The sequence below is a fragment of the Rhizobium sp. UFLA01-1127 genome (genome assembly GCF_059803845.1).
This window is the reverse complement of record NZ_JAUQTZ010000010.1, coordinates 39625-61637: the sequence shown is the minus strand read 5'-3', so window position 1 is coordinate 61637 and position 22013 is coordinate 39625. Positions and strand designations below refer to the sequence as shown.

24 protein-coding genes and 1 tRNA gene are annotated in these 22013 nt (G+C 59.4%); 18 read left to right on the top strand and 7 right to left on the bottom strand.

Features of this window, described 5'->3' with window-relative positions:
• Positions 1-55: 55 nt before the first annotated feature.
• Complete coding sequence (locus Q4Q11_RS04370; protein ID WP_498568761.1) at positions 56-1609, top strand: VOC family protein; 1554 nt, start codon at positions 56-58, stop codon at positions 1607-1609.
• A gap of 166 nt (positions 1610-1775) precedes the next feature.
• Here Q4Q11_RS04370 and Q4Q11_RS04365 read toward each other — a convergent pair whose 3' ends face one another.
• A complete protein-coding gene (locus Q4Q11_RS04365; protein ID WP_498568760.1) occupies positions 1776-3053 on the bottom strand; it encodes an L-fuconate dehydratase in 1278 nt (425 codons plus the stop codon).
• Positions 3054-3440: 387 nt separating this feature from the next.
• Here Q4Q11_RS04365 and Q4Q11_RS04360 point away from each other — a divergent pair, with 387 nt between their 5' ends.
• Entirely contained in the window at positions 3441-3854 is a 414-nt protein-coding gene (locus tag Q4Q11_RS04360; RefSeq protein WP_112503345.1) for a carboxymuconolactone decarboxylase family protein, read from the top strand.
• Positions 3855-3912: 58 nt separating this feature from the next.
• Here the strand turns inward: Q4Q11_RS04360 and Q4Q11_RS04355 are convergent, their stop codons facing one another.
• On the bottom strand, positions 3913-4302 hold the full coding sequence (locus Q4Q11_RS04355) for a BRA0787 family protein (protein WP_112503342.1): 390 nt from the start codon (positions 4300-4302) through the stop codon (positions 3913-3915).
• Positions 4303-4631: 329 nt separating this feature from the next.
• Between Q4Q11_RS04355 and Q4Q11_RS04350 the strand changes: the two genes are divergently transcribed.
• The 4 genes from Q4Q11_RS04350 (at position 4632) to Q4Q11_RS04335 (ending at position 8280) form a co-directional block, all read left to right on the top strand.
• Positions 4632-5135 (top strand): cupin domain-containing protein, encoded by a 504-nt coding sequence (locus Q4Q11_RS04350; protein WP_112503340.1) that lies wholly within the window; start codon positions 4632-4634, stop codon positions 5133-5135.
• Between the two features lie 210 nt (positions 5136-5345).
• A complete protein-coding gene (locus tag Q4Q11_RS04345; RefSeq protein WP_112503337.1) occupies positions 5346-6194 on the top strand; it encodes a MetQ/NlpA family lipoprotein in 849 nt (282 codons plus the stop codon).
• A gap of 357 nt (positions 6195-6551) precedes the next feature.
• On the top strand, positions 6552-7634 hold the full coding sequence (locus Q4Q11_RS04340; RefSeq protein WP_113213533.1) for a methionine ABC transporter ATP-binding protein: 1083 nt from the start codon (positions 6552-6554) through the stop codon (positions 7632-7634).
• Positions 7624-8280, top strand: coding sequence for a methionine ABC transporter permease (locus Q4Q11_RS04335; protein WP_112503333.1), 657 nt, complete (start codon positions 7624-7626; stop codon positions 8278-8280). Before Q4Q11_RS04340 ends, Q4Q11_RS04335 begins: the two co-directional genes overlap by 11 nt.
• Before the next feature lie 63 nt (positions 8281-8343).
• Here Q4Q11_RS04335 and Q4Q11_RS04330 read toward each other — a convergent pair whose 3' ends face one another.
• Both Q4Q11_RS04330 and Q4Q11_RS04325 read right to left on the bottom strand, forming a co-directional pair.
• Positions 8344-9375: a hydroxyacid dehydrogenase gene (locus Q4Q11_RS04330; protein WP_112503330.1), complete on the bottom strand. Its 1032-nt coding sequence runs from the start codon at positions 9373-9375 to the stop codon at positions 8344-8346.
• A gap of 54 nt (positions 9376-9429) precedes the next feature.
• On the bottom strand, positions 9430-10137 hold the full coding sequence (locus Q4Q11_RS04325) for a DNA-3-methyladenine glycosylase I (protein WP_498568759.1): 708 nt from the start codon (positions 10135-10137) through the stop codon (positions 9430-9432).
• A gap of 258 nt (positions 10138-10395) precedes the next feature.
• Between Q4Q11_RS04325 and Q4Q11_RS04320 the strand changes: the two genes are divergently transcribed.
• The 12 genes from Q4Q11_RS04320 to Q4Q11_RS04265 all read left to right on the top strand — a co-directional run bounded on the left by Q4Q11_RS04320 (position 10396) and on the right by Q4Q11_RS04265 (position 19543).
• Complete coding sequence (locus Q4Q11_RS04320; RefSeq protein ID WP_112503324.1) at positions 10396-10656, top strand: DUF982 domain-containing protein; 261 nt, start codon at positions 10396-10398, stop codon at positions 10654-10656.
• Between the two features lie 208 nt (positions 10657-10864).
• Positions 10865-11122, top strand: coding sequence for a DUF982 domain-containing protein (locus tag Q4Q11_RS04315; RefSeq protein ID WP_498568758.1), 258 nt, complete (start codon positions 10865-10867; stop codon positions 11120-11122).
• A gap of 288 nt (positions 11123-11410) precedes the next feature.
• Positions 11411-11632: a DUF982 domain-containing protein gene (locus tag Q4Q11_RS04310; protein WP_498568757.1), complete on the top strand. Its 222-nt coding sequence runs from the start codon at positions 11411-11413 to the stop codon at positions 11630-11632.
• 121 nt (positions 11633-11753) lie between these two features.
• The gene (locus Q4Q11_RS04305) at positions 11754-12005 is read left to right on the top strand and encodes a DUF6074 family protein (RefSeq protein WP_112503317.1); all 252 of its coding nucleotides are present in this window, start codon (positions 11754-11756) and stop codon (positions 12003-12005) included.
• A 132-nt stretch (positions 12006-12137) separates the two neighbouring features.
• Positions 12138-12455, top strand: coding sequence for a hypothetical protein (locus Q4Q11_RS04300; protein ID WP_498568756.1), 318 nt, complete (start codon positions 12138-12140; stop codon positions 12453-12455).
• Positions 12456-12889: 434 nt separating this feature from the next.
• Positions 12890-14443 (top strand): hypothetical protein, encoded by a 1554-nt coding sequence (locus Q4Q11_RS04295; RefSeq protein ID WP_498568755.1) that lies wholly within the window; start codon positions 12890-12892, stop codon positions 14441-14443.
• Between the two features lie 27 nt (positions 14444-14470).
• Positions 14471-15160, top strand: coding sequence for a hypothetical protein (locus tag Q4Q11_RS04290; RefSeq protein WP_498568754.1), 690 nt, complete (start codon positions 14471-14473; stop codon positions 15158-15160).
• A 22-nt stretch (positions 15161-15182) separates the two neighbouring features.
• Positions 15183-15914 carry a hypothetical protein gene (locus Q4Q11_RS04285; RefSeq protein ID WP_498568753.1) on the top strand — a complete coding sequence of 244 codons (732 nt, stop codon included), beginning with the start codon at positions 15183-15185 and terminating at the stop codon, positions 15912-15914.
• Positions 15915-16466: 552 nt separating this feature from the next.
• Positions 16467-16760, top strand: a complete 294-nt coding sequence (locus Q4Q11_RS04280) for a DUF4376 domain-containing protein (RefSeq protein ID WP_113213540.1) — start codon at positions 16467-16469, stop codon at positions 16758-16760.
• A gap of 375 nt (positions 16761-17135) precedes the next feature.
• Positions 17136-18050, top strand: a complete 915-nt coding sequence (locus Q4Q11_RS04275) for a hypothetical protein (protein WP_498568752.1) — start codon at positions 17136-17138, stop codon at positions 18048-18050.
• Positions 18051-18172: 122 nt separating this feature from the next.
• Entirely contained in the window at positions 18173-18853 is a 681-nt protein-coding gene (locus tag Q4Q11_RS04270; RefSeq protein ID WP_498568751.1) for a hypothetical protein, read from the top strand.
• Between the two features lie 54 nt (positions 18854-18907).
• Positions 18908-19543, top strand: a complete 636-nt coding sequence (locus Q4Q11_RS04265; RefSeq protein WP_498568750.1) for a hypothetical protein — start codon at positions 18908-18910, stop codon at positions 19541-19543.
• Between the two features lie 94 nt (positions 19544-19637).
• Here the strand turns inward: Q4Q11_RS04265 and Q4Q11_RS04260 are convergent.
• From Q4Q11_RS04260 to Q4Q11_RS04250, 3 genes are all read right to left on the bottom strand, one after another.
• A tRNA-Met gene (locus tag Q4Q11_RS04260) sits at positions 19638-19714 on the bottom strand.
• 163 nt (positions 19715-19877) lie between these two features.
• The gene (gene mnmA, locus Q4Q11_RS04255) at positions 19878-21077 is read right to left on the bottom strand and encodes a tRNA 2-thiouridine(34) synthase MnmA (protein ID WP_498568749.1); all 1200 of its coding nucleotides are present in this window, start codon (positions 21075-21077) and stop codon (positions 19878-19880) included.
• Positions 21078-21340: 263 nt separating this feature from the next.
• Positions 21341-22009: a CDP-alcohol phosphatidyltransferase family protein gene (locus Q4Q11_RS04250; RefSeq protein ID WP_112503293.1), complete on the bottom strand. Its 669-nt coding sequence runs from the start codon at positions 22007-22009 to the stop codon at positions 21341-21343.
• Between the last annotated feature and the right edge of the window lie 4 nt (positions 22010-22013).

The following is a 22013-nucleotide window of genomic DNA, read 5'->3' as shown; positions in this document are numbered from 1 at the left end:
AACAATAGCCCCGACCTAAATAGCAACCAGAACGAATAACAGTCTGGAGCATCCCATGGTCGCCGGCATCCATCACATCACGCTGATCACCCGCAAGGTCCAGGCGAATGTCGATTTCTACGTCGGCTTCCTCGGCCTGCGTCTCGTCAAACGCACCGGCGGTTTCGAGGACGCCACGCAGCTTCATCTCATCTATGGCGACGCCACAGGCTCGCCCGGCTCGCTCATCACCTTTCTTGTCTGGGAGGACGGTGCGCCCGGCCGCGCCGGCGTCGGTCAGGTCGGCGAAATCTCGCTTGCCATCGATCCGGCCAGTATCGGCTTCTGGCTAACCCGCGCCCTGAGCGCCGGCCTCAGGCCGGAAGGTCCTTCCGAGGAATTCGGCGAACCGGTTCTGCGGCTGAAGGACCCGGACGGCGTCATCGTCAAGCTCGTCGGGACCAATGCTCTGCAGGCAACGGCTTCATGGAGGAGCGACAGCATTCCGCAAGAGCATGCCATTCGTCGTATCCGTGGCGCGACGTTGTTCAGCGAAACACCGGAGGAAACACAGGCGATTCTGATCGATCACTTCGGCTACCAGCCGCTCGCAACCAGCGGAGCGATCAGCCGGCTCGTCTCCGTATCGGGCGATATCCTCGACGTCCGCGATGCACGCGGCTTCTGGGCCAGCGCTCCGGGCACGGGCACGGTCGATCATGTCGCCTTTCGCGCCAGCGACGATGCGGAATTGCAGTCGGTCCATGCAGCACTGCAGGCAATCAATTCCGGGCCGACGACGATGCATGACCGCAAGTATTTCCGCTCGCTCTACGTCCGCGAACCCGGCCGTATCCTGTTCGAACTTGCAACGGACGCACCCGGCATGTTGATCGACGAGGACGAGACAACGCTTGGCACGCGTCTCTTCGCTCCCGGCGACAGTCCGAAGCTTTTGGCTGAGCTGAACGTGATCCTGCCGCAGTTCTCCATGCCCGGCGAACCGCGCGTCATCTATCGCGATCTGCCCTTCATCCATCGCTTCTTCACGCCCGAGCAGCCGAACGGGAATGTCTTTGTCCTGCTGCACGGCTCAGGCGCCAACGAAACGACGATGCTGCCGCTCGGCCATAAGATCGACGCCGATGCGACCTTGCTCACGGTACGAGGCCGTGCGCTCGAGGAAGGTGCGCCGCGCTGGTTCCGCCGCAACGGTCCGATGTCTTTCGATCAGGCCGATATCATGAGCGAAGCCGAAGCCTTTGCCGCCTTCATCGATGGCGCGATCCATGCCTACGGGCTCGACCCGGATCGCATCGTCTATATCGGCTATTCGAACGGCGCCAACCTGCTGAACGCCATGCTGTCGCTCCAGCCGCATCTTATCCGCCGCGCGGTGCTGCTGCGCTCCATGGCAGTGCTTGAAAATCCGCCTGTCACGGATATGTCGGATGCCGATGTGCTGGTGGTCGCCGGCGAGAAGGATCTCTATGGGCCATACGCCCAGCCTCTCGCCGAACGCCTGCGTGATGGCGGCGCAACGGTCGAGCTTGCGATGGTGCCCGCCGGCCACGAGTTTGACGATGCCGATGTGCCGGTCATTCAAGAGTGGTTGAAGCGGAACGTGTAAGGCCGATATGCCGCGACACCCCTTCCCCCTTGGGGAGAAGGTGCCGACAGGCGGATGAGGGGGCATGCCAAGAGCACAGAAGCCAATGAAATCGATGCGGATACCCCTCATCCGATCCTTCGGGCCACCTTCTCCCCAAGGGGAGAAGGAGCTTTTTAGTACATAATCACCCCTTGAACGTATATTCCTTGATCGATTCCAGCTTCATCTCGATCGAGAAGCCCGGCAGCCTCGGCGGCATGTAGGCTGCGTCGCGGATGATGCAGGGGTCGATGAAATGCTCGTGCAGATGATCCACATACTCGATCACGCGGCCATCCTTGGTGCCGGATACGGCGATGTAGTCGATCATCGACAGGTGCTGCACATATTCGCAGAGCCCGACGCCGCCGGCATGCGGCCAGACCGGCAGCCCAAACTTGGCGGCGATCAGCAGCACCGCCAGCACTTCGTTGAGGCCACCCATGCGGCAGGAATCGATCTGCACGATGTCGATCGCGCCCTCGGCGATGAACTGCTTGAACATGATGCGGTTCTGGCACATCTCGCCGGTTGCGACCTTTAGGGGGCCGATAGCCTGGCGGATCTTGCGGTGTCCGGCGACATCGTCCGGGCTCGTGGGTTCTTCGATGAAGAAGGGCTTGGCGAAGGCGAGCTTTTTCACCCAGTCGATCGCCTGGTTGACTTCCCAGACCTGGTTGGCGTCGATCATCAGATAGCGGTCGGGGCCGATCACTTCGCGGGCAATGGTCAGGCGGCGGATATCGTCTTCGAGATCGCGGCCGACCTTCATCTTCACATGGTTGAAGCCGGCGTCGATAGCCTCCTGGCACAGGCGGCGCAGCTTGGCGTCGTCATAGCCGAGCCAGCCGGCTGATGTCGTGTAGCAGGCATAGCCCTCGCGCTCGAGCGTGGCGATGCGATCGGCCTTGCCGGCTTCCGCCTTTTTCAGGATGGCAACGGCCTCGTCCCGGGTGAGAACGTCGGTCAGATAGCGATAGTCGACGATATCGGCGATGTGTTCCGCATCCATCTCCGCGACCAGCCGCCAGACCGGCTTGCCGGCTTCCTTGGCCAGCAAATCCCAGACGGCGTTGACGACCGCCCCCGTCGCCAGATGCATCGCGCCCTTCTCCGGGCCGATCCAGCGCAGCTGGCTGTCGCTGGTCAGATGCCGCCAGTATTTGCCGGGGTTTTCCAGAACGGTCGCAAGCTCCGTGCCGACGACCAGATGCCGCATCGCCTCGATCGCCATGCAGCAGATGTCGTTGCCGCGGCCGATGGTAAAGGTCAGGCCGTGGCCGGCAAGGCCCGGCCTATCGGTATCGAGAATGACATAGGCTGCCGAATAATCCGGGTCCGGATTCATCGCATCCGAACCGTCGAGGCTCTGCGATGTTGGGAAGCGCAAATCGAAAACGCGAAGATTGGTGATGCGCGTCATTGGAAAACTCCTTCTATATCCATCGGCGACCTCTCGATCTCTTCAGCCAAGGTCGAACTCCTCCCAGAGTGCCGCATTATGCTCGCCAACGTGCGGGGCCGCACGCTCGAATTTCGGCCGCTGCCCATCAATGCGGATCGGCGAGCGGGTGGTTGCAGGCAGGCGCCATTATAGCACCCCGACGCTTCAAGAATGCCTCTCCGCCTCAGGGGTCATCCAAGCCGCCGGTTTTGCATCAGCTTCGATTTTCTTATGTGAATAGTATTTTCACATATGGATAAATTTTGCAAACAAAAAGAGGGAGGATATTGAGGGCGCTGTGCACTCATGTCGCCGGAAAATGCATTACTCTCCCATATGATGAGAGTTGCCGAAAGGAGATAAGGAATGGCGACAGTCAAGCTGCTCAACGACGCGGAAGCGGAGGCAGTCCCGGCGGTCAAGGCTGTGTTCGACGACATTCGCGCGGTCAGGAAATCCGACTTCGTCAATAATTTCTGGCGTGGACTGGCCAATGATCCCGCACTGCTGGAACGCACCTGGGAGGGGCTAAAAACGGTCATGATGGCGGAAGGCGCGCTCGACCCGCTGGTGCGCGAAATGATCTATATCGCCGTCTCCACCGCCAACGGTTGCAGCTACTGCATCCACTCGCACACGGCCGCCGCCCGGGCGAAGGGTATGACCGACGCCCAGCATGCGGAGCTGCTGGCAGTCATAGGAATGGCTGGACAGACCAACCATTTGGTCACTGCAATGCAGATCCCCGTCGATCCGCAATTCGACGTTGCCGGCCGCTGAAAATGCAGAAGGCCCGCCGGCGTACTACCGGCGGGCCTTTCGCAAGTACCTTCGCTTTTCAGCGGTCGGATTTTTCCGCAGCTCCGGCGTCTGCAGCCATGGTGGTGACGTTGAGGCCGTTGTTCACGGCCAACAGTCTTTTGCGAACCAGAACGCCCATCACACGGGCAGCCGTCGAAAAGGTCATCGTGTCAAGCGGGCCTTCGCCCTCCCAGGGCTTGGTCAGCCGCTCGGTCACCGCCGAGACGATATTGTTGGGCACGATGTCGGTGCATTCGCGCATGGCTTCGAACACGACGCCGATGGGATGGATACGTCCTTCGAACGTCACGATCGGTTCGGTTACTTCGCTGTCCCATTCCTCGAAGGCATAGAGCGCCTCGCGGAAGAGCTGCTGCAGAGTAATGGGGGCATGACCCTCATGAAGGGGCGGCAAGGCATTCGACATGTCTGTCTCCTTTCAATTGGAAGTCCGGCGCATCTATGGAAGTGGATGGTCTCTCCTCCGAGACCCAGGCGCTGCTTCTTCAGCTTGGCGCGCCTGAATTGGGGCAGCGGCGCGGCAAACTATCTTGCGACCGGCGCAACGCGGGATACACACGAAATGTTCCCACCGGTCATGTAACTTGATCAAGTCTATAGATTAATCTCGACTTGAAAAGCCTCAATGATAAGTTTCTGCAATTCCCTTTATTTTTGAATGGCTTCGCGTAGTATGAAATTACCGTGTGCCGGTGGAAGACACGCGAATCTCTCTCAAAAGGCAAAGGGAAGACCATGTGTGGCGATCATGAACATGAGCCTCGACACGGGCACGATCACGACCATCAGCCCGTCGATTGGCGTGAGCACGGCGTCAAGATCATCCCCGGCAACGCGCTCGATCCGAATACGGCGCAGACCCCCGGCATGAACCGTGCGACCGCGATCAACCATGCCCGCGCGGGCGCGGAAAAGATCTGGGCGGGAACCGTGACGATCCACGCCAACGCCAAGACCGGCGCCCATCATCACGGCGATCTCGAAAGCATCATCTACGTCGTCAAAGGCAGGGCAAGAATGCGCTGGGGCGAAAATCTGGAGTTCGTCGCCGAAGCCGGCCCCGGCGATTTCATCTTCGTGCCGCCCTATGTGCCGCATCAGGAAATCAATGCCAGCCGGGACGAAACGCTGGAATGTGTTCTCGTCCGCTCCGGCCAGGAGCCGGTTGTCGTTAATCTCGACATCGAACCGGTCGAAAAACCGGAAGAGGTTCTCTGGAAAGACCCGATCCATCGCTAATTCGCCTAAATTTTAAGCAAATACCATTTTGCCCCATTAGTAATCTATGGTATTTGTAGAAAATAGTTTGCCCTTTCGCATAGCACTGAAAAGAGTTTTTCAGAACCGCACTGCACAACGCATGATCCTGCTTCGCGGATGGAACGCGCCTCTGAGATGATCCTGATGTCAACGAGAGAACGATCTCGATCATCTGGAATAGGATTTCCCATGACTGAAAAGCTTTCTGGAGGCCTCGACGCGCTGCGCCTTTCCCGCCGCGCCGGCCTTGCCGCCATCCTTGCTTCCGCTGTCGCCGTGTTCGGCTTGACGGCAAGCGCCATGCCGTCTTTCGCTGCGGACAAGACGATCAAGGTCGGCATCATGAGCGGTGAGGACGAGGATGTCTGGCGCGTCGTGGTCGCCGAAGCCGCCAAGAAGGGCTTGAAGGTCGAACCTGTCGTCTTCAACGACTATACTCAGCCGAACGAGGCCCTGGAGCGCGGCGAAATCGATGCCAACGCCTTCCAGCACAAGCCCTACCTCGACAACCAGATCAAGCAGCACGGCTATCACATCGTCGTTGCCGGCTATACGGGCATCTGGCCGATCGGCCTTTACACCAAGAAGTACAAGACCGTGGCCGAGCTCCCGAAGGGCGCCGCCATCGGCGTGCCGAACGACCCGTCCAACGAAGGCCGCGCGCTTCTCGTGCTGCAGCACGAGGGCATCATCAAGCTCAAGGACGGCACCGGCATCCTCGCCACCACCGCCGACATCGCTGAAAACCCGAAGAATGTCGACATCAAGGAACTGGATGCCGGCATCGTCGGCCGCTCGATCGACGATCTCGACGCGGCCGTCGTCAACACCGATTGGGCGCTGAAAGCGGGGCTCTCGGCGAACGACCGCATTGCGCAGGAGCAGACGAAAGATAATCCCTACCGCAACTTCATCGCCGTCAAGCAGAGCGACGAGAACGCGCCCTGGGTCAAGACGCTGGTTGCCTCCTACCAGAACGATACCGTCAAGGCCGAGTTCGATAAGGTCTACAAGGGCACCGGCCAGAGCGCCTATTGAGATCAGGACAGCGCTGAACGTCGGGCGGCCGGGGCATCATGCCCTAGCCGCCTTTAATGTTTTTTCCGTTAGGATGCGATGAAGTTTATAGTTGGTTATGGAGTTCGCGGAGGGTACATAACCCCCCTCTGTCACTTTCGCGACATCTCCCCCACAAGGGGGGAGATCGGAAACTCGTGGCAAGCCATCGCCAGAAGCGAACGTCGCATCTGCTGACACCCGGCTGATTTATTTCAAAGAGTGCGCAACATACTCTCTACGATCTCCCCCTCTTGTGGGGGAGATGTCGCGAAAGCGACAGAGGGGGGTATAATGGTATCAACGAACTCAAAGGCCGCTTTTACAAAGAGATACAGAATGAATTCATTCACCCCAGCCATATCAATCGGCGGACAGGCTCCGCCTGAATCGACGGGCGACGAGATCGTCCGCCTGGTCGATGTCCGCCGCCGGTTCGGCACGACGCCGGCGCTGGATGGCATATCGCTGACCGCGCGGCGGGGCGAAATCGTCGGCATCATCGGCCGCAGCGGTGCCGGCAAATCGACACTGATCCGCTGCCTGAACGGACTGGAGCGCGCCGATAGCGGCGAGATCCACATCGAGGGCCGCGACATCGCCCGCCTTTCGGAAAAGGAGCTGCAGCCGCTGCGCCGCCGCATCGGCATGGTCTTCCAGCATTTCAATCTGCTGTCCTCCAGAACCGTCGAGGAAAACATCGCACTGCCGCTGAAGATCGAGGGCGCCGCCAAGGCGGAACGCTTGCAGCGCGCCCGCGAACTGCTCGAGCTCGTCGGCCTCGCCGACAAGGCCAAGGCCTATCCATCCGCCCTTTCCGGCGGCCAAAAGCAGCGCGTCGGCATTGCCCGCGCTCTTGCCGCCCGGCCTGCCATTCTCCTGTCGGACGAAGCGACGTCGGCGCTCGATCCCGAAACCACTCGATCCATCCTGGCGCTTCTGAAGGATATCAACCGCAAGCTCGGCTTGACGATCCTGCTCATCACCCACGAGATGGAAGTGATCCGCTCGATCGCCGACCGTGTCGCGGTCATCGATACCGGCCGGATCGTCGAAGAGGGTTCGGTGTGGGCCGTCTTCGCCGATCCGCAGCAGGACATCACCGCCAGCCTGCTCAGCGGTGCACGTCCGCAGCTCCCTGACCATGTCGCCGCGCGCCTTTCCCCGGCATCGGGCGCAGAGGCCATTCTCAGCGTCGATCTTGCCGGCCCTGCCGCACAAGGCGCGCTCTTTGCCGAGCTTTCGGCCGCCCTTCCCCGCTCCTTCCGGCTGGTCCACGGCGGCATCGACCATATCCAGAACCAGCCGGTGGCCCGCTTCTTCGTCGCGGTGCCGACACGCGACGCGACTCTGCCGACGCAGGTCAGTGATTTCTTGAAAGCCCGCTCCGCCCGGGTGGAGGTTCTAGGCTATGACAACTGACGTAATCCTCGGCCTGCTTTGGCGCTCCTTCTGGCAAACGATCTGGATGACGGGCGCATCCGGCTTTCTCTCCCTCATCATCGGCCTGCCGCTCGGGCTTGCCCTCGTCGTCACCAGCCGCGGCGGCATCGCCGAGCAGGGCGCGGTCAACCGCGTTCTCGGCATCCTGGTGGACGGCTTCCGCGCCGTGCCCTTCATCATCCTGCTCATCGCCCTCATCCCGCTGACGCGCTTGATCGTCGGCACGGCGCTCGGCACGACAGCCGCGATCGTGCCGCTGACCATTGCCGCAATCCCCTATTATGCGCGCGTCGCCGAGGTCTCGCTTCGCGATGTCGATCGCGGCCTGATCGATGCCGTGCGCGCCATGGGCGGCAATCGCTGGACCATCGTCCGCGAGGTACTGATACCCGAAGCCATGCCTGGCATCGTCGCCGGCTTCACTGTGACCATGGTGACGCTGATCGGCGCTTCGGCCATGGCCGGCACGATCGGCGGCGGCGGCCTTGGCGACCTTGCCATCCGCTACGGATACCAACGTTATGAGACGAACGTCATGATCGCGGTCGTCATCATCCTGATCGTTCTGGTCTGGGGCATGCAATGGCTGGGCGATCGCCTCGCCAACCGGCTCGACCGCCGCTAGCTCTGTCAAAACAAACCTATTCCCGGCGCGGGGAAATACTGTGCCGGGAATGGAGAACCATGGTCAGTTCCGCGTGACCGGTTTCGAACGCATGCGCGATACCGTCTCCCGCTCGGCGCGCTTGCAGCGCATCGGCGGCAGGCCCCGATCCATCAGATCCATATCTTCCAATACCATCTCACCCATCTTCTTGAAGGCGCTGTCGAGCGCACCGGCGCGATGGGCGGAGCGAAGGAACCCTTTGAGTTTGCGAACGGGATGGGCAAGGCCAAGCGGCTCCTCCGGATAGACGTCGCTCGCCGCGACGATATGGCCGGAAGCGACCGCCGCCATCAGCGCGTCGAAATCGACGACGTCGGCACGGCTGAGCAATATGAAAGCTGCTCCCCTGCGCATCCTGGCGAAGGCTTCGGTGCCGAGAAAGCCCTTGTTCTCGCTTGTAACGGACGCGACCACGAAAACGAAATCGCTGCCTGACAGCACTTCGTCCAATCCGGCAGGCTGCACGCCGTGCTCCCTGAGGATCGAAGGCGGCATCCACGGATCGAACACCTTGATATTTGCGCGGAAGCCGCTGAGAACCCGGTTCAGCGCCTTGCCGAGATCGCCGAAACCGACAATGCCGATATCGCTGCCGGAAATCAGCCGGGCGCTGGTATTGCCATCGCCGCCCCAAAGCTCCCTGCCCTCGCGAAAGTCCCGATCGGCATCGGCAATCTGACGGGCCAGGCTCAGGGCGAATCCGAGGCCGATCTCGGCGACCGGCTCGGCAAAGACCAGACCCGTGGTGACGACATGAATGCCGCGCTCGAAGAGCACTTCATAGGGCATGTTGTTGATGAGATTACTCTCGACATTCAGGATGCAGCGGAGCTGCGGCATGCGGTCGAGCACTTCCTTCGACAAGGGTGGCTGGCCGATGATGTAGCGCGCCTCGCCGAGCACCTCGTCGCTCAGCCCGGCGATATTATTCGGATCAGCCTCGACAATGCGATATTTCGAATGAAGGAGTGAAAGTGCATCCTTGGTGAAGATAAGCTCGAGCGAGCGCGGCTCCGGCGCGCTGATGGCCAAGGGTCTCCTGTCGGTCGTCATTCTGTTTCTCCCTGTGTCGGACGCGATCCAACATCATTCGAGGAACCAGATCAATCAGGGCTCGTTCCCTTCCCTTGGCTCTTCCCCCGGCATTCCGACGGAGAAGGCGCAGATGCGCGAGAGATAGGTGAGCGGCAGGCCTGTCTCATCATGCCAGGCATTGAACTGATCCTGGATCAGCCGCAAGTCCTTCTTGGTCGGCTTGTTTTCCGAAATCGGCACACCGGCCAGCCTCAGGCAGACGAGGACGTCATGACTCATGACGAAGCTGTCGCGGCCGATCGCCCGTAGAAGATATTGCCCGGTCATGCCGCCCAGCCGGCTCGCCTGCTTGTCCAGAACGGCCAGCAGGCCGATCTGATCCGTAAGCGGCCAATCGGCGAAAAAGCGGCCGGCGCTCCCGTGTTCGTCAGCGAGCTTGCGGATGAACTGCGCATTGGCCCGGACCGACATGATCTTGGCGCCATTGCGGATGACCCGCACATCGGAGGTCAGATCATGCCAATAATCGTCCGGCGCGAGATTGAGGAAGGCGGGATCGAATCCTGAAAAGGCGGCCTCGAAACCTTGCCATTTGGAATCGATGACGTTGCGCACGAAGCCAGCATAGAAGATGTAGCGCGTCATTTCCGACAGGATCCGGTCATCCGGCAGCGCACGCAAGGCCTCATGATCCGGCATCCTCGGCATCAGCGTCTTCAATCCGTCGGCGCCTCCCTTGCGTTTCTCGGCGCGCTCCCTGATCTCCGCAAAGCTTCCCATCATTTTCTCCCGTCGGCCGCGCGGCGCGCCAAGCCTTTTATGATCTCATGCATCGGCGCAAGTAATCTCCGCGCAATGATTATCCATGAAAACACGGTGTTGAAAGTTATGACTCGAAAGTTGATCAGCTTGCAGTTCGAATTGATTTTCCTGACGATTGAAAGACTTCCGAGCTGCTCCAGATGTCGTCTCGAAATTAACTTGAGATTTTGCGCACCGCAGCGTTAATTTCGGCGGCGTCGATCGGAGCCTCGTACCATGAATAATAAAGACTGGAATTGTCCCATCATGGTCATCTGCAAGCGTACAGGGAGAGTCTACACGGTCGCCAACACGGAAGAAGCGTTGGACATGCTGCTGAATGCCTGGCCGGTGGCCGAAGGCAGGGCATTCATGATGGCCCTGCAGATCTGCGCCGATGTCGAAAGAGGCCAGGGGCAACCGCCGGAGGCACGGGACAGTTTTCTCGCGGCAGCGATGGAGGCCGGCGTTCCGATCGAAAGCCCGGTGATCCAATAGAATTGGCCGCCCTCTCATTCCGGGCTTGCGCACGGGTCGGCAGCCTGCCTCATCGCAGGAAGCCTGATTGCTGACCGGATGAAGCCCGGCTGGGATCCGTCATGATCGGCCGCTACCATCGCAAATGGACTGGCATCGCTTTTTTCAGACATTGCGAAACCTTTTGCGGCGACAGGAGTTTCGATGGCAATGTCGGAGCACCATCAAAATGAACTTGATCCTTAGTGCCGGCGATATCCGCTGGCTTGAACCCGTGTACCTGCGTATCGGTTACGGGATCCCGGAAGCAATCAAAAGTCCGAAAGAAGCCTTCAATCATCTGCTCTCCCGCTGGCCCGCCCTTCGAGGCGCAAAATATGAATCGGCGCTCAACCTGTGCCTTAAGGCCGACACCGATCCCCTTCTCTGCGAGAAAGCCAGAGCGGTGTTCATCGAGGCCTGCATCGAGGCCGACGTACTGGCCTAGAGCCGGATACCATCCGAAAACCGATCACGGTTTTCGGCATTATACTCAAGCGTCGTCCCCACGGCGTTGAATTTGCTGCCAATTCGGGAACTCAAAGCGTTCCGGATTCGGGCAGTCCTGATTTGACGGCCGCGTTTTCAGGAACTCGGGAGGGCCGCTGTGGCGCCGAAGCCGGGCCGACCTCAGGCGGAAGGCGCGACGCGGAACGTTTTTTGCTAGGTTACCGAAGCATGTGCGTTTCGGAGGTAATGCGTTTTGAAACGAAACACTTTACGGCCATTTCCAACCGTGACGCTGGTCATGGGAGAGACCGGCGGAACTCGTCGCGTCAATTCGGTGCATCAGGTCGCAGAATTGTTATTGGAACATTGGCCGGTGGAAAATGGCGAGGAATATGTGGCTGCGGTGCGGATATGCCTCGAAGCGATGCTTGGCGCCGTCGGGCCGGAAGCCGTAAGAGAGGCCTTGATCAGGGCCGCGCGGGAGGCAGGCATATCCGTAATGCAGTGAAATCACCCCTCCCTTCCCGCAGCATGCGGGATCTCTCTGAGATAATTCACTTTTTGTGAACGAGTGCCAGCGATCTTGCCAACAGAGGCAGGCGATTCGCCCTGCCAACGACGGAGAGAATATGTCGCTTCTACCATTCCCGGCCGACAGGCGTACCAGTGATGTCAGACGGTGTGCCACAGCCCTGCAGCAGCTTCACGGAGAGGCGGCAAATCGCTTCTGGCGTTCGGAAATGGCAGGCTTTGCCGCTGCCCTTCGCGAACAGGGGATGGAAGACGGCGAAATCTCCAGACAGGCCGGGCTCTTCATGCATGCAGTGCAGATGGAGTTGCAGTTCGCCTTCGCCGACGAGGAATTGAACGCATCGGCCTGACGGTGCTGGAGTCTTTCCGCTTTTCTTCGAATCGCGAAAACGCTCTATCCTTTTGTTTTTGCGGAATGCTAGGCGGAAAACCGCATTTTCCTGGAGCTGCCCTATTTCGGCAATCTGCAAAATGCGATCGACTTGTCACCGCTGGTCGGGGACCGGATCTGCACGGTCCATTCTCCGCCGGGAAAATGGAATCCCTTTGAGGAAGCCACGCCGGCTATCTGCATGCAGGCCTTTCTGGCATCGGCGGCCGGAAGGTCTATCGTTGCCACAACGGCATTTCGCCTGTTGGCAACCTGGCAGGGCGCGGTGAACAGACCGGTATTGTCGATCATCTTGCAGACCCGGAACGCATTGTTCGCGGCATCGTCTGCAGCCATTGCAGAACCGGCGACCGCCAACGCAGCGGCCACCATAAAAAACAGTCTCATTGAAAACCCCGATCCCCTATGACGATACGGTGCCAGAGCATGTTTCCTCTTGCAAGCCATGTTGCATGGATTTGAGCCGACTGTTTGATGATACAACGCAACTGGCGGCAAGTGGTTCAGCCTGAGGCAGGTCTTCGGCCGGCCGAAGTCTCGGCCGGAACCGAAACACAGCCCCGGAGCGCCGGCAAACGGGTGATATCACCGGGATCGTGCCATCGGGCCTATGACCACGACGCGCGTTAAGAATGTGACGACAAGGCCCCGCTCAAGCCTGGCACAAGCTGCCGAACCTAGCCTGCCAGCCGCAGGATAAGGATTGGAAATCCGCTCGGATGAGGCGCATCCGATTCGGGATCGGGTTCCGTCTGCTGCCTGCACGAAGCTTCCGGATACCAGCCGGAGGCCATTCCTCTCGGACTAAACGCACAAGCGCGGCGGCGCTGGAGAGAACACGACGTGAATACAGCACCGAATTCCAATCAGTTCACCGAGTATCTCATCGGCGCGCCGACGGCAAAGCCCGCCTCCACTTCCGCTCTCCCGGCATTGCCTGAAGCGGCGCAAGCGCGCGCGCTTCCATCCGTCCGCACGTTCGATGTCTTCGATACGCTGATCGCCCGGCGTTGCATCGAACCGTTGAAGGTATTCGAGATCGTTGCAAAGCGCGCCGACCTGCCGGCGTTCGCCGCGGCACGCAAACAGGCAGAAGCGAAGGTTGCCCAGCATCCCTACAACCTCGACATGATCTATGATGAGCTGGCGGCGGCGCTGCAGCTCGATGCGGTCCGGACCGCGGCGCTCAAGGCGCTCGAGATCGATGTCGAGCTGGAACAGGTCATCCCGATCGCCGAGAACATGGCACTCGTGCGCCACGGCGACGTGCTGATCTCCGACATGTATCTCGGCCACGAGATCATCCGAAAGCTGCTCGACAAGGCCGGCCTCGACAAAAAGGTGAGCCTGATCGTGACCTCCGACGGCAAGCGGTCCGGCGCAATCTGGCCGCAGGCGCAGGCAAATCTTTCGATCGAAGAGCATCTCGGCGACAATCTTCATTCCGACGTCGAAATGCCCGGCCGTTTCGATATTCCCAATCGCCACACCGGCATTTTCGGCCTCAATCCGGTCGAGGATGTCCTGATGCAGATCGGTCTGCGCCAGCTTGCCGAACTCTGCCGCGAGACCAGGCTTTCGACGTGGTCGGCCAACGCCCCGAGCCGGACCGTGCAGGTTGTCCAGGCAAGCTTGAATTTCCCGATCATGCTGCTTGGAAGCGTCGCTCTGGCAAGACTTGCCGCCCAGCTCGGCAAGCGCTCGATCCTCTTTTCCAGCCGCGACTGCGACGCCTGGATGCCGCTGTTCGAAAAGGTTGCCCAGCGGAGCGGATTTGAATGCCGGGCAACCTATTTCTACACCAGCCGCCTCGCCAAGATGCAGCCGTCGCCCAGCTACACAAGCTACGCAAGGCAGCTGATCTCGGATGATGCCCTCATCGTCGATCTCTGCGGCACCGGCTGGTCGCTCGCCAATTTCGCGGCCACCATCGGTCTCAGCCAGGTCCCGGTATTCTTCCTCCACAAGCTGCCGACTGCGCCGGCCTACGAAGCAATGGCCGCGACGCCGCAGACCTGCCGGTTCCATACCCTCATTCCGGCGGAACAGACGGTCGTCCAGAACACCATGCTGGAAATGTGCAATTACGCGACGCATGGCATGGTCGAGGATGTTCGCCTCATTCAGGACTTCGCCGTCCCGGTCTTTGCGAGCGACAACCGCTCGCCCGAAACGCTGGCGGCCGTCGAGGCGCAGCAGGATTGCTTCCGAACCGCCCTGAAGCTCATGGAGAAATACGATCTCCATGAGGTCTTCGCGCTCGACGACGCGTCGCTCGTCGCCGTGACGACGGCGCTTTACGAAATGCTGTCGCAGCAGATGGAGTTGCGCGAAATTTACGGCAGCAGCCACACGGCTGAAGAAAGCAGCGTCCGCCGGACGCTTGGCTGCGCCTGATGCCGGCTTTCTTTGGAAGGGATTTCCATGCCTGAACTCGTAGAGCTTGCCGATTACTACAAGACCGACAAGGGAACGCAGATCGGCCACGCCCATAATTATGCGACCCTTTACTCGTTTCTCTTCGAACAGTTCCGCAACCAGGACTTTTCGATGCTGGAAATCGGCCTGGAGCGAGGCGGCGTGGAAGCGGGAGCCTCCGTCGATCGCGTCGGCAGCGATGTGCCGTCGATCCGCATGTGGCTCGACTATTTTCCCCGCGCCAAGCTCTATGGCTTCGATCTCTCCGACTTCTCGCATATCCGGCTGGACCGCTTCGAGTTTCACCGTGGCGATCTCGGCAGCATCGCCGATCTCGATCGCCTGAGCACTGCTCTTCCCACCCTGAAGCTGCTCATCGACGATGGTTCGCACGCCTCGTTCCATCAGCAACTCGCCTTTCTCAAGCTCTTCGACAAGGTCGAGCCGGGCGGCTTCTACGTCATCGAGGATTTTCACTGGCAGCCGCCTTTCGAAAGCTCCTTGCCGCCCTGCAGGAAGAGCGCGGAAGTCTTCGAAACCTTCCTGAAAACCGGCAAGCTCGAGATCCCGTTCGCTCATCCGGATTATTTGAGCATGGTCGCCTCGCAGATCCAGAACGTCTATGTCCACCGCAACAATCGCGGCGGCATCAACGGCTGGCACTTCAAGATGGTTGCATTGCAGAAGCGGCTTTGAGCACTGGGCGAAAGGCGACGACATGACCTACAGCATCGTGACCGGCTGGTACGCCGACGACAAGGCCCGCGACTACAGGGTGCTGGGCGACGATTTCGTCCGCTCGGTCGAATGCTTCGATATCTGGTATCATTGCGTTCGCTCCTTCACCTCGCCCAGCAACATCCTCGTCATCGATTCGGCTTCACCGCTGCGCCCGAAAATGCCGGACGATCCCCGCATCAGCTGGGTCAGCCTGAAGCGCAACTACGGACATGCCGTCCAGGGACACAGCACCCTCAGCGGCTGGTCGCGAGCGCTTCTGCTCGGCCTCGGCTATGGCTTTGCCAATGGCGATCTCTACACAGTGCTTGTCGAACAGGGCACGCTGTTTCACGGCAAGGACATCATCGAACGCCAGATCGAAGCCCATCCGGAAGCCGACGTCATCGCGCCGAACGGTTCGGGAACGCCGCAGCCCTTGCAGACCGGCATTCTGATCTTCCGCAGCGCCATCATCCCGAAATTCATCGGGAACTACACGCGCGTTGCAGCCGCGGATGACGCATTAAGCCCGGAAAAGAAGGTGGCGCTGGCTGCGGATGGCATGAAGATCGCCTTTTCCAGCCTGCCCTTCGGCCGCCGCCGGCCGCTCGACCTCTCGGCGGATCACTTTTTCCTGCGCCACGGCACCCTCGCCGAACTGCACGCCTTCACGACACGCCTCGGCTTCGGCAAGGACCTTCTGCCGCCTCTTCACCATCAGGTCGCCTGATGGAAAGTGCAGATCTGTTTCTTTAAGCAAGCCCACGAAAGCCGCACGGCCGCCTTCCGTCCGGAATTGCGCACAGGCAAAAGCCGGAGCGATTCCGCGATGCCATGCAACGTGGAACCGCTTGAGAGAGCGGGGGGCAAATTCGGCCGGCCGATTGATGGCCGGCAGCGACGGGAGCAAGCGGTGCGGAACATCATCCGCCACCGCGCATACAGGCTTCGCCTGCCACAAGCCGGATGCTTTCACTGATGCAGCGAAAGCAGGCCAACCACGATCATGCAGACGAGCAGGCCGGCGGACAGACAGAACATAACGAGAAGCTTGTAGTTCGACATCAGGAACTCCTTCCGAAGTGACTCTTGGTGTCGTCATGGAAAGCAGCACACTCCCCGCCCGGACGTTCGCGCCGCTCAAAAGGCGCCTCGTTCTCTCACGAGATCGAACGAAGCGCCTTATCTCCTTTTACGCGGGGAGATGGCTGTTGGTTCCGACAAACGTTCGGAGAGGCGGCAGAGAATTTTTTGACGCCGTTATGAGGGATATTATCCACCAATGGTAGTCGGGGTGTCTGGGATTATGCACGTCATGGCCGATCGGGTCAGCCAGTCGCTGATTACCGGAGCCTACAATTACGTGCAGGCAAACACGGAGGTAACGGTGAAGTTCAAGACGGCTGCGGGCTTCGTCGAGGTCACAGCCACGCAGATGACGGCGATCGCCAATACAGTCGGTGGGCATGTGCAGGCGAGCTTCGCGGCCGAAGGCGAGATCAACCAGCAGATCATCGCCGGCACGATCACCATGACGGCTGGGATCGACGCCTTCGCATGGCCGTCCAACGGCTAACGCTCTGCGAATACGGCCGCTCGAAAAACGGGCGGCACTTGCGTGTCATCGCAACGGCGGCGGGCCTAAGTTTGGGGACTGGACCCGTCCGACAGCGCAAAGAGATAACTGTCACACCCGTACCCGGAGCCGCGACAGAGTTGAAGTGGGAAATCGAACTAGATGGGCTGCGGGCCATCGACCTGCTCGCTGCGCATCCCCCCTTCAGAGGTAATACTGAATTACTTCCTCGTTGCGTTTCTCAGTGCCGGTTTCCGGCGCGCGGGCGCTGAATAAACCGCAAGACGCGACGTAGATTAACCGATGTTGCATTGATCCCTCTTTCAAACAAGAATACCGGGTAAAGACGAACCTGGATTGTAGATTGAGTCGAGCATGTCTGATGGATCGCAGACTTCAACCCTACGAGAAACCTGCTACTTTACTGAATACTGGGTGCCCGTAGGCACCGTTAATTGTTGTTGGCGCGTAACGAGCACGGAAGCCGATTCCATCCAACCTGGACAGAAAATCATCGCCGATCCCGGCGAGAATCTCATAGAATCGTTTCGAAATGGCGTGCGCACACCATTCGGACTTGCAGCCGACCGAACCGATTGGTGTTTTAAAGAGTTATCGATTGCTCCTGATCACTATCATCCACGCATAGCCAGGGCGCTCCCTGGAGGCTTCGACCTTTGGGCGTACCCCGCTGAAACCGATCGTGAGTTCATAGCCCGAGGCAGAGATCACCTGTCCGCCATCGTCGAACAACTTTCTGGCATCTTCAGAGTCGTGGAACCTGGTGGATCGAACGCCCAGGCCTTCGGTCCCAGCATCATGAACTTGCTGATCGTGGCTTGCCCGGAGGTAGAGGCGCAGTGGAAATCCGTTTTGCACGCAAATGGCTACGCTGGAAGTAGCACCAAGGATTACTTCAAAACCTGTGAAGCCCTGCGACCTAAAGAGTACTCGGTGCTTTTGGCACCTTATCCATGGCTTGCGCCAATTCAACCGTTCGCGGATTGGTCGAGTGATCGACCGTCAGGGAGCCTTGCTTGGTACGATGCATATAATGACGTGAAACACGACCGATATACGAATTATTCAAAAGCCACGCTTTCGCACTGTATATCGGCCGTTTCAGCAATAGCTATTCTCCTCGTCGCTCAATTCGGCGCAACGGCTCTGACAAGCGAACACGGGCGAATGTTTGAATTTCAATCGGTTCCCGCAGCACGTCTCGAATATACGTACCTCACGATCACAGGCGAGTGGAAGCCTTCGAACTTCGATTTCGGTCGATGCTAAGATTGTGGATCTTTAACAGGGGTAGCGCCACTGCTAACGATAATTCGAGCTACTTTCGAGTCGAGAAGCGCCACAGCTTGCGGGCAGCAAAATCGCGCCACCGGCTACATTGGGGATAAAGCTTGAAGCCCGACGAAATCATCGCCTCCTATCCTTCAGACTGGCGGTACAGCGAGACGCGGCCTGATGGACAGAAATCATCGGATTTCAGACCGTTTGATCCCCCTGATTTCTCCAAGTTTCCGACGAGCAAGCTTTCGGATCGTCCGTTCTTTCGGAGGCTACTGCTGTCCCTTCGAGATTTGAGTCACGCCGCGAGCGCCGCCACCTTCATCCACGAGGATATTGACTTCAGTAAGACCTACGGCCGGGCGGATCTTCGGCGCTTCATGTGCTATGAGACGGCACTCGTCGTTTCCTATGCGCGTCCATTCTCCGAAGCTCGACGTGGCCTGCCACCGCTCAGTTACAAGCGCATGGGCATCAGCCTGCCCGTGAGCACCCAAAAGCTTCATGAAGATCTCATGTCGAAGCGCAACAAGATATTCGCGCATGCCGATCCGGATGCTGTCCCACATAGCAGCCTGTCTGCCATGAAAGGGCGAAGGTCAATCACGGGTGAAGAATTTTCCGTGTTAACGCCTCCACGGTTTCTTGAGGGCACCCTGCTCGATGCCCCCGAATTCGCTCAAGTCGACCTCCTCATAAGATACCTGACTGATGTCGTCTACAGAATGGCGAATGAGATGCACACGAACTTCCCGGGCGAATATCAGGAGTTCGATTTGGAAAAAAGCGACTGATTATGTTGCTCGTTCTGCGAGGCATCGTCTGGAAATTGAGCCAATGGACAGCCTATGAACAATCTGCCGCCTAAAGAACCGCGTTTTAAGAAGGCAAAAGCTGGATCGGGCAAACAGCAGCAACTCGTCCAGAAGAAGTTATCGGATACCGCTCGCTTATCCGAGGCTGTGCCGGATGATATCAAACTCGCTGTTGCGACAGCCATTATGCAGTTTTCAGAGATGGAAATGCACGCGGAGGAGTTCAATTGGGCGGCGCTTGGCCTTTCGTACGATGACGGAAAGCTGGTTACACAGATTGAAACTAAAGAAAAAATCGAGCTTGCGAAGAAGCTATCGGAACGGTACGCCATGCCGCTGCATCCCAATGCTCAGACAACCGCCGACGCATGGACTGGCATCCGTAGAGCGATAGAGGCTCGGAATAAAATGGCCAATGGTGTTTGGCGCATGATCGACGGCGCGATCCCGATCGTCATTTCACATCGCATCCCGACCGAACTAGGTAGCATAAACAGCGAGCACTTTCCCTTGGACCGTTTTCAATCGGTCGGCTCAATCTGCACCAAGGCCAGTAGATTGTTTATGGCGCTAAATCGCAAAATTGCAACCAACGGGAGACCAGTGCCCTTACCCACGCACGCTCCCAACGACGCCGAACTTTCGATCAATGACACCAAAGGACCCTAATCGAAAATTCCGGAAGTCCGTGTCAAAATTCCGGAAAGTCGCGTCCGGCTACACCGGCTACAATCAGCGTAACTATTTGTTTTTATTAAAAATTTGGTAGCGGAGGAGGGATTTGAACCCCCGACACAAGGATTATGATTCCTCTGCTCTGACCTACTGAGCTACTCCGCCACGCGACATTTGATGTTGAACATCAAATGCAAAGGTCAAACGAACCGCCGCTCGAAAGCGCTGGCCCGTCGGTTGAGCGGCTTATAAGGTGCGGTTCGGCTTGGTGTCAAGCGGATGATTTGGAAAAATCAGTGCTTTCTCTCGCCGCCGATCCCCACTGCCCTCAGGCGGCCACCGGGCTTGCCAGCAGCGCCTTCAGGGAAGCTTCCGCCATCGGCTCGCGCTCCGAGCGTTCGATGAAGCCGCCGCCATAGACGCGGGCGTCATCGCCCGCCGCCGAATAGAGTGCGCAGGCCTGGCCCGGCGCCACGCCGGCCTCGCCGACCGAAAGATCGACATAGATGCCGCTGGCATCGGCATGCAGCACGGCAGGCGACGGCGCGCGGGTGGAGCGCACCTTGGCGAAGCAGGCAAAGCCCTCGCCGGAAGCGGCCTGCGCGAGCGGCTCGTCGCCCAGCCAGTTCACATCCCGCAGATAGACGCGATGCGTTTCCAGCGCCTCCTTCGGGCCGACGATGACGCGGCGCGAGCGGGCGTCAAGATAGACGACATAGAGCGGCTCGCCGGTCGCAATGCCGATGCCGCGGCGCTGGCCGATCGTATAATGCAGGATGCCCTCGTGCTGGCCGAGCACGCGGCCGTCGAGATGAACGATCTCACCGGCAAGCGCCGCATTCGGCTTCAGCTTGGCGATCACGTCGGAATATTTGCCCTGCGGCACGAAACAGATGTCCTGGCTGTCGGCCTTCTTGGCAACGACAAGACCCATTTCTTCGGCAAGCGCGCGCGTTTCCGATTTCGGCATGCCGCCGAGCGGAAAGCGCAGATAGTCGATCTGCTCCTGTGTGGTCGCGAAGAGGAAATAGCTCTGGTCGCGATCGGCATCGGCCGGGCGATAGAGCGCGCGGCGATGCGGATGCTCCGGCGATGGGTTCGGGCGCGAGCGGATGTAATGGCCGGTTGCCAGCGCATCGGCGCCGAGTTCCTTGGCCGTCGCCAAGAGATCGGCGAACTTGACGGTCTGGTTGCAGGCAACGCAGGGGATCGGCGTTTCGCCGGCGACATAGCTCTCGGCGAAGGGATTGATCACTGTCTCGCGGAAGCGCTTTTCATAGTCGAGCACATAATGCGGGATACCGAGCGTCTCGCAGACACGGCGTGCATCGTCGATATCCTGGCCGGCGCAGCAGGAACCAGCGCGGTGCACGGCCGCGCCATGGTCATAGAGCTGCAGCGTGATGCCGAGCACATCATAGCCCTGCCGCTTCAAAATGCCGGCAACGACGGAGCTGTCGACACCGCCCGACATGGCGACGACGACACGGGTATCTTCCGGCCTCTTGTCAAAATCCAGTGTATTCACGGTCGTTGCCGCCAGTCTTGAACGATCTTCGATGCTGCCGAGCGGGATGACGTTCCTGTCGTCACGCTCTCACGATTTGATTTCGCATGATCTGATCCAAAACCGCTGCACACTTCTCGGGATCATGCTGCCTACCGCCGGATGCCATGCAAAAACGGCGAATTTTCATGCGGGCAATGGGCCGCATTCTCCGCAGCCTGCCTAATTCTGGAGGGATATAGAAAGGATCGCCAGCCGGCGCAAGGGGTCGGCAAAAGTGCCGATCACCCCTTTGCCTGCAAATGCCCGATCAGATTGCGGCTGCGCCGCAATACGGTGACCGCCGATCCGATGGCGACGATCCAGAGCGCAAGGGTCAAAACCCATACGCCGCCACTCCAAAAAGCTTCAATAATGGAGAGGAGTGCCGCCCCCGTAGCAACGGCCATGCGATGCTGCTTCGCCATCGGGCCGCCGAAATCGCTCGGATTGCCGGTCGCGCGTCCAAGTTCGCGGACATAGGCCGTCAGCACCGCAAGGGCGGCAGCGGCCCAGCCAAGCCCCGGCATTGCGATGCCATAGCCAATGCCGGCAAAGATGAGGATATCGGCGACGCGGTCCGGAAACTCGTTCCAGAACGGCCCGTCGGCCTCGCCCTTCCCGCCCTCGACGGCCACCATGCCGTCGAGCAGATTGCAGAGCAGACGCAGCTGGCAGAACAATGCCGCCAGGATCAGCAAGACGGCGCGCATCCCCAAACTGCCGGCGGCACCGAAAAGCCAGAACGACACCCCCGCCAAAGCCGCCATGAGCATGCTTGCCTGCGATATCTGGTTCGGCGTCACCGAAAGCGCGGTCATGCGCCGCGCCAGCGTCTGCGCCCATCGCGTGTTGCGGCTCGCCAGCGGCCGCCTGTCGCCGGCTCTTTTGTCTGCCTGGCCCTTGCCTGTCATGGCC

Excerpts from the sequence above, each read along its gene's own strand:
- Q4Q11_RS04370 (WP_498568761.1), top strand. The coding sequence starts at position 56 with ATGGTCGCCGGCATCCATCACATCACGCTGATCACCCGCAAGGTCCAG.
- Q4Q11_RS04365 (WP_498568760.1), bottom strand. The coding sequence starts at position 3,053 with ATGACGCGCATCACCAATCTTCGCGTTTTCGATTTGCGCTTCCCAACA.
- Q4Q11_RS04360 (WP_112503345.1), top strand. The coding sequence starts at position 3,441 with ATGGCGACAGTCAAGCTGCTCAACGACGCGGAAGCGGAGGCAGTCCCG.
- Q4Q11_RS04355 (WP_112503342.1), bottom strand. The coding sequence starts at position 4,302 with ATGTCGAATGCCTTGCCGCCCCTTCATGAGGGTCATGCCCCCATTACT.
- Q4Q11_RS04350 (WP_112503340.1), top strand. The coding sequence starts at position 4,632 with ATGTGTGGCGATCATGAACATGAGCCTCGACACGGGCACGATCACGAC.
- Q4Q11_RS04345 (WP_112503337.1), top strand. The coding sequence starts at position 5,346 with ATGACTGAAAAGCTTTCTGGAGGCCTCGACGCGCTGCGCCTTTCCCGC.
- Q4Q11_RS04340 (WP_113213533.1), top strand. The coding sequence starts at position 6,552 with ATGAATTCATTCACCCCAGCCATATCAATCGGCGGACAGGCTCCGCCT.
- Q4Q11_RS04335 (WP_112503333.1), top strand. The coding sequence starts at position 7,624 with ATGACAACTGACGTAATCCTCGGCCTGCTTTGGCGCTCCTTCTGGCAA.
- Q4Q11_RS04330 (WP_112503330.1), bottom strand. The coding sequence starts at position 9,375 with ATGACGACCGACAGGAGACCCTTGGCCATCAGCGCGCCGGAGCCGCGC.
- Q4Q11_RS04325 (WP_498568759.1), bottom strand. The coding sequence starts at position 10,137 with ATGGGAAGCTTTGCGGAGATCAGGGAGCGCGCCGAGAAACGCAAGGGA.
- Q4Q11_RS04320 (WP_112503324.1), top strand. The coding sequence starts at position 10,396 with ATGAATAATAAAGACTGGAATTGTCCCATCATGGTCATCTGCAAGCGT.
- Q4Q11_RS04315 (WP_498568758.1), top strand. The coding sequence starts at position 10,865 with ATGAACTTGATCCTTAGTGCCGGCGATATCCGCTGGCTTGAACCCGTG.
- Q4Q11_RS04305 (WP_112503317.1), top strand. The coding sequence starts at position 11,754 with ATGTCGCTTCTACCATTCCCGGCCGACAGGCGTACCAGTGATGTCAGA.
- Q4Q11_RS04290 (WP_498568754.1), top strand. The coding sequence starts at position 14,471 with ATGCCTGAACTCGTAGAGCTTGCCGATTACTACAAGACCGACAAGGGA.
- Q4Q11_RS04285 (WP_498568753.1), top strand. The coding sequence starts at position 15,183 with ATGACCTACAGCATCGTGACCGGCTGGTACGCCGACGACAAGGCCCGC.
- Q4Q11_RS04280 (WP_113213540.1), top strand. The coding sequence starts at position 16,467 with ATGGTAGTCGGGGTGTCTGGGATTATGCACGTCATGGCCGATCGGGTC.
- Q4Q11_RS04275 (WP_498568752.1), top strand. The coding sequence starts at position 17,136 with ATGTCTGATGGATCGCAGACTTCAACCCTACGAGAAACCTGCTACTTT.
- Q4Q11_RS04265 (WP_498568750.1), top strand. The coding sequence starts at position 18,908 with ATGAACAATCTGCCGCCTAAAGAACCGCGTTTTAAGAAGGCAAAAGCT.
- Q4Q11_RS04250 (WP_112503293.1), bottom strand. The coding sequence starts at position 22,009 with ATGACAGGCAAGGGCCAGGCAGACAAAAGAGCCGGCGACAGGCGGCCG.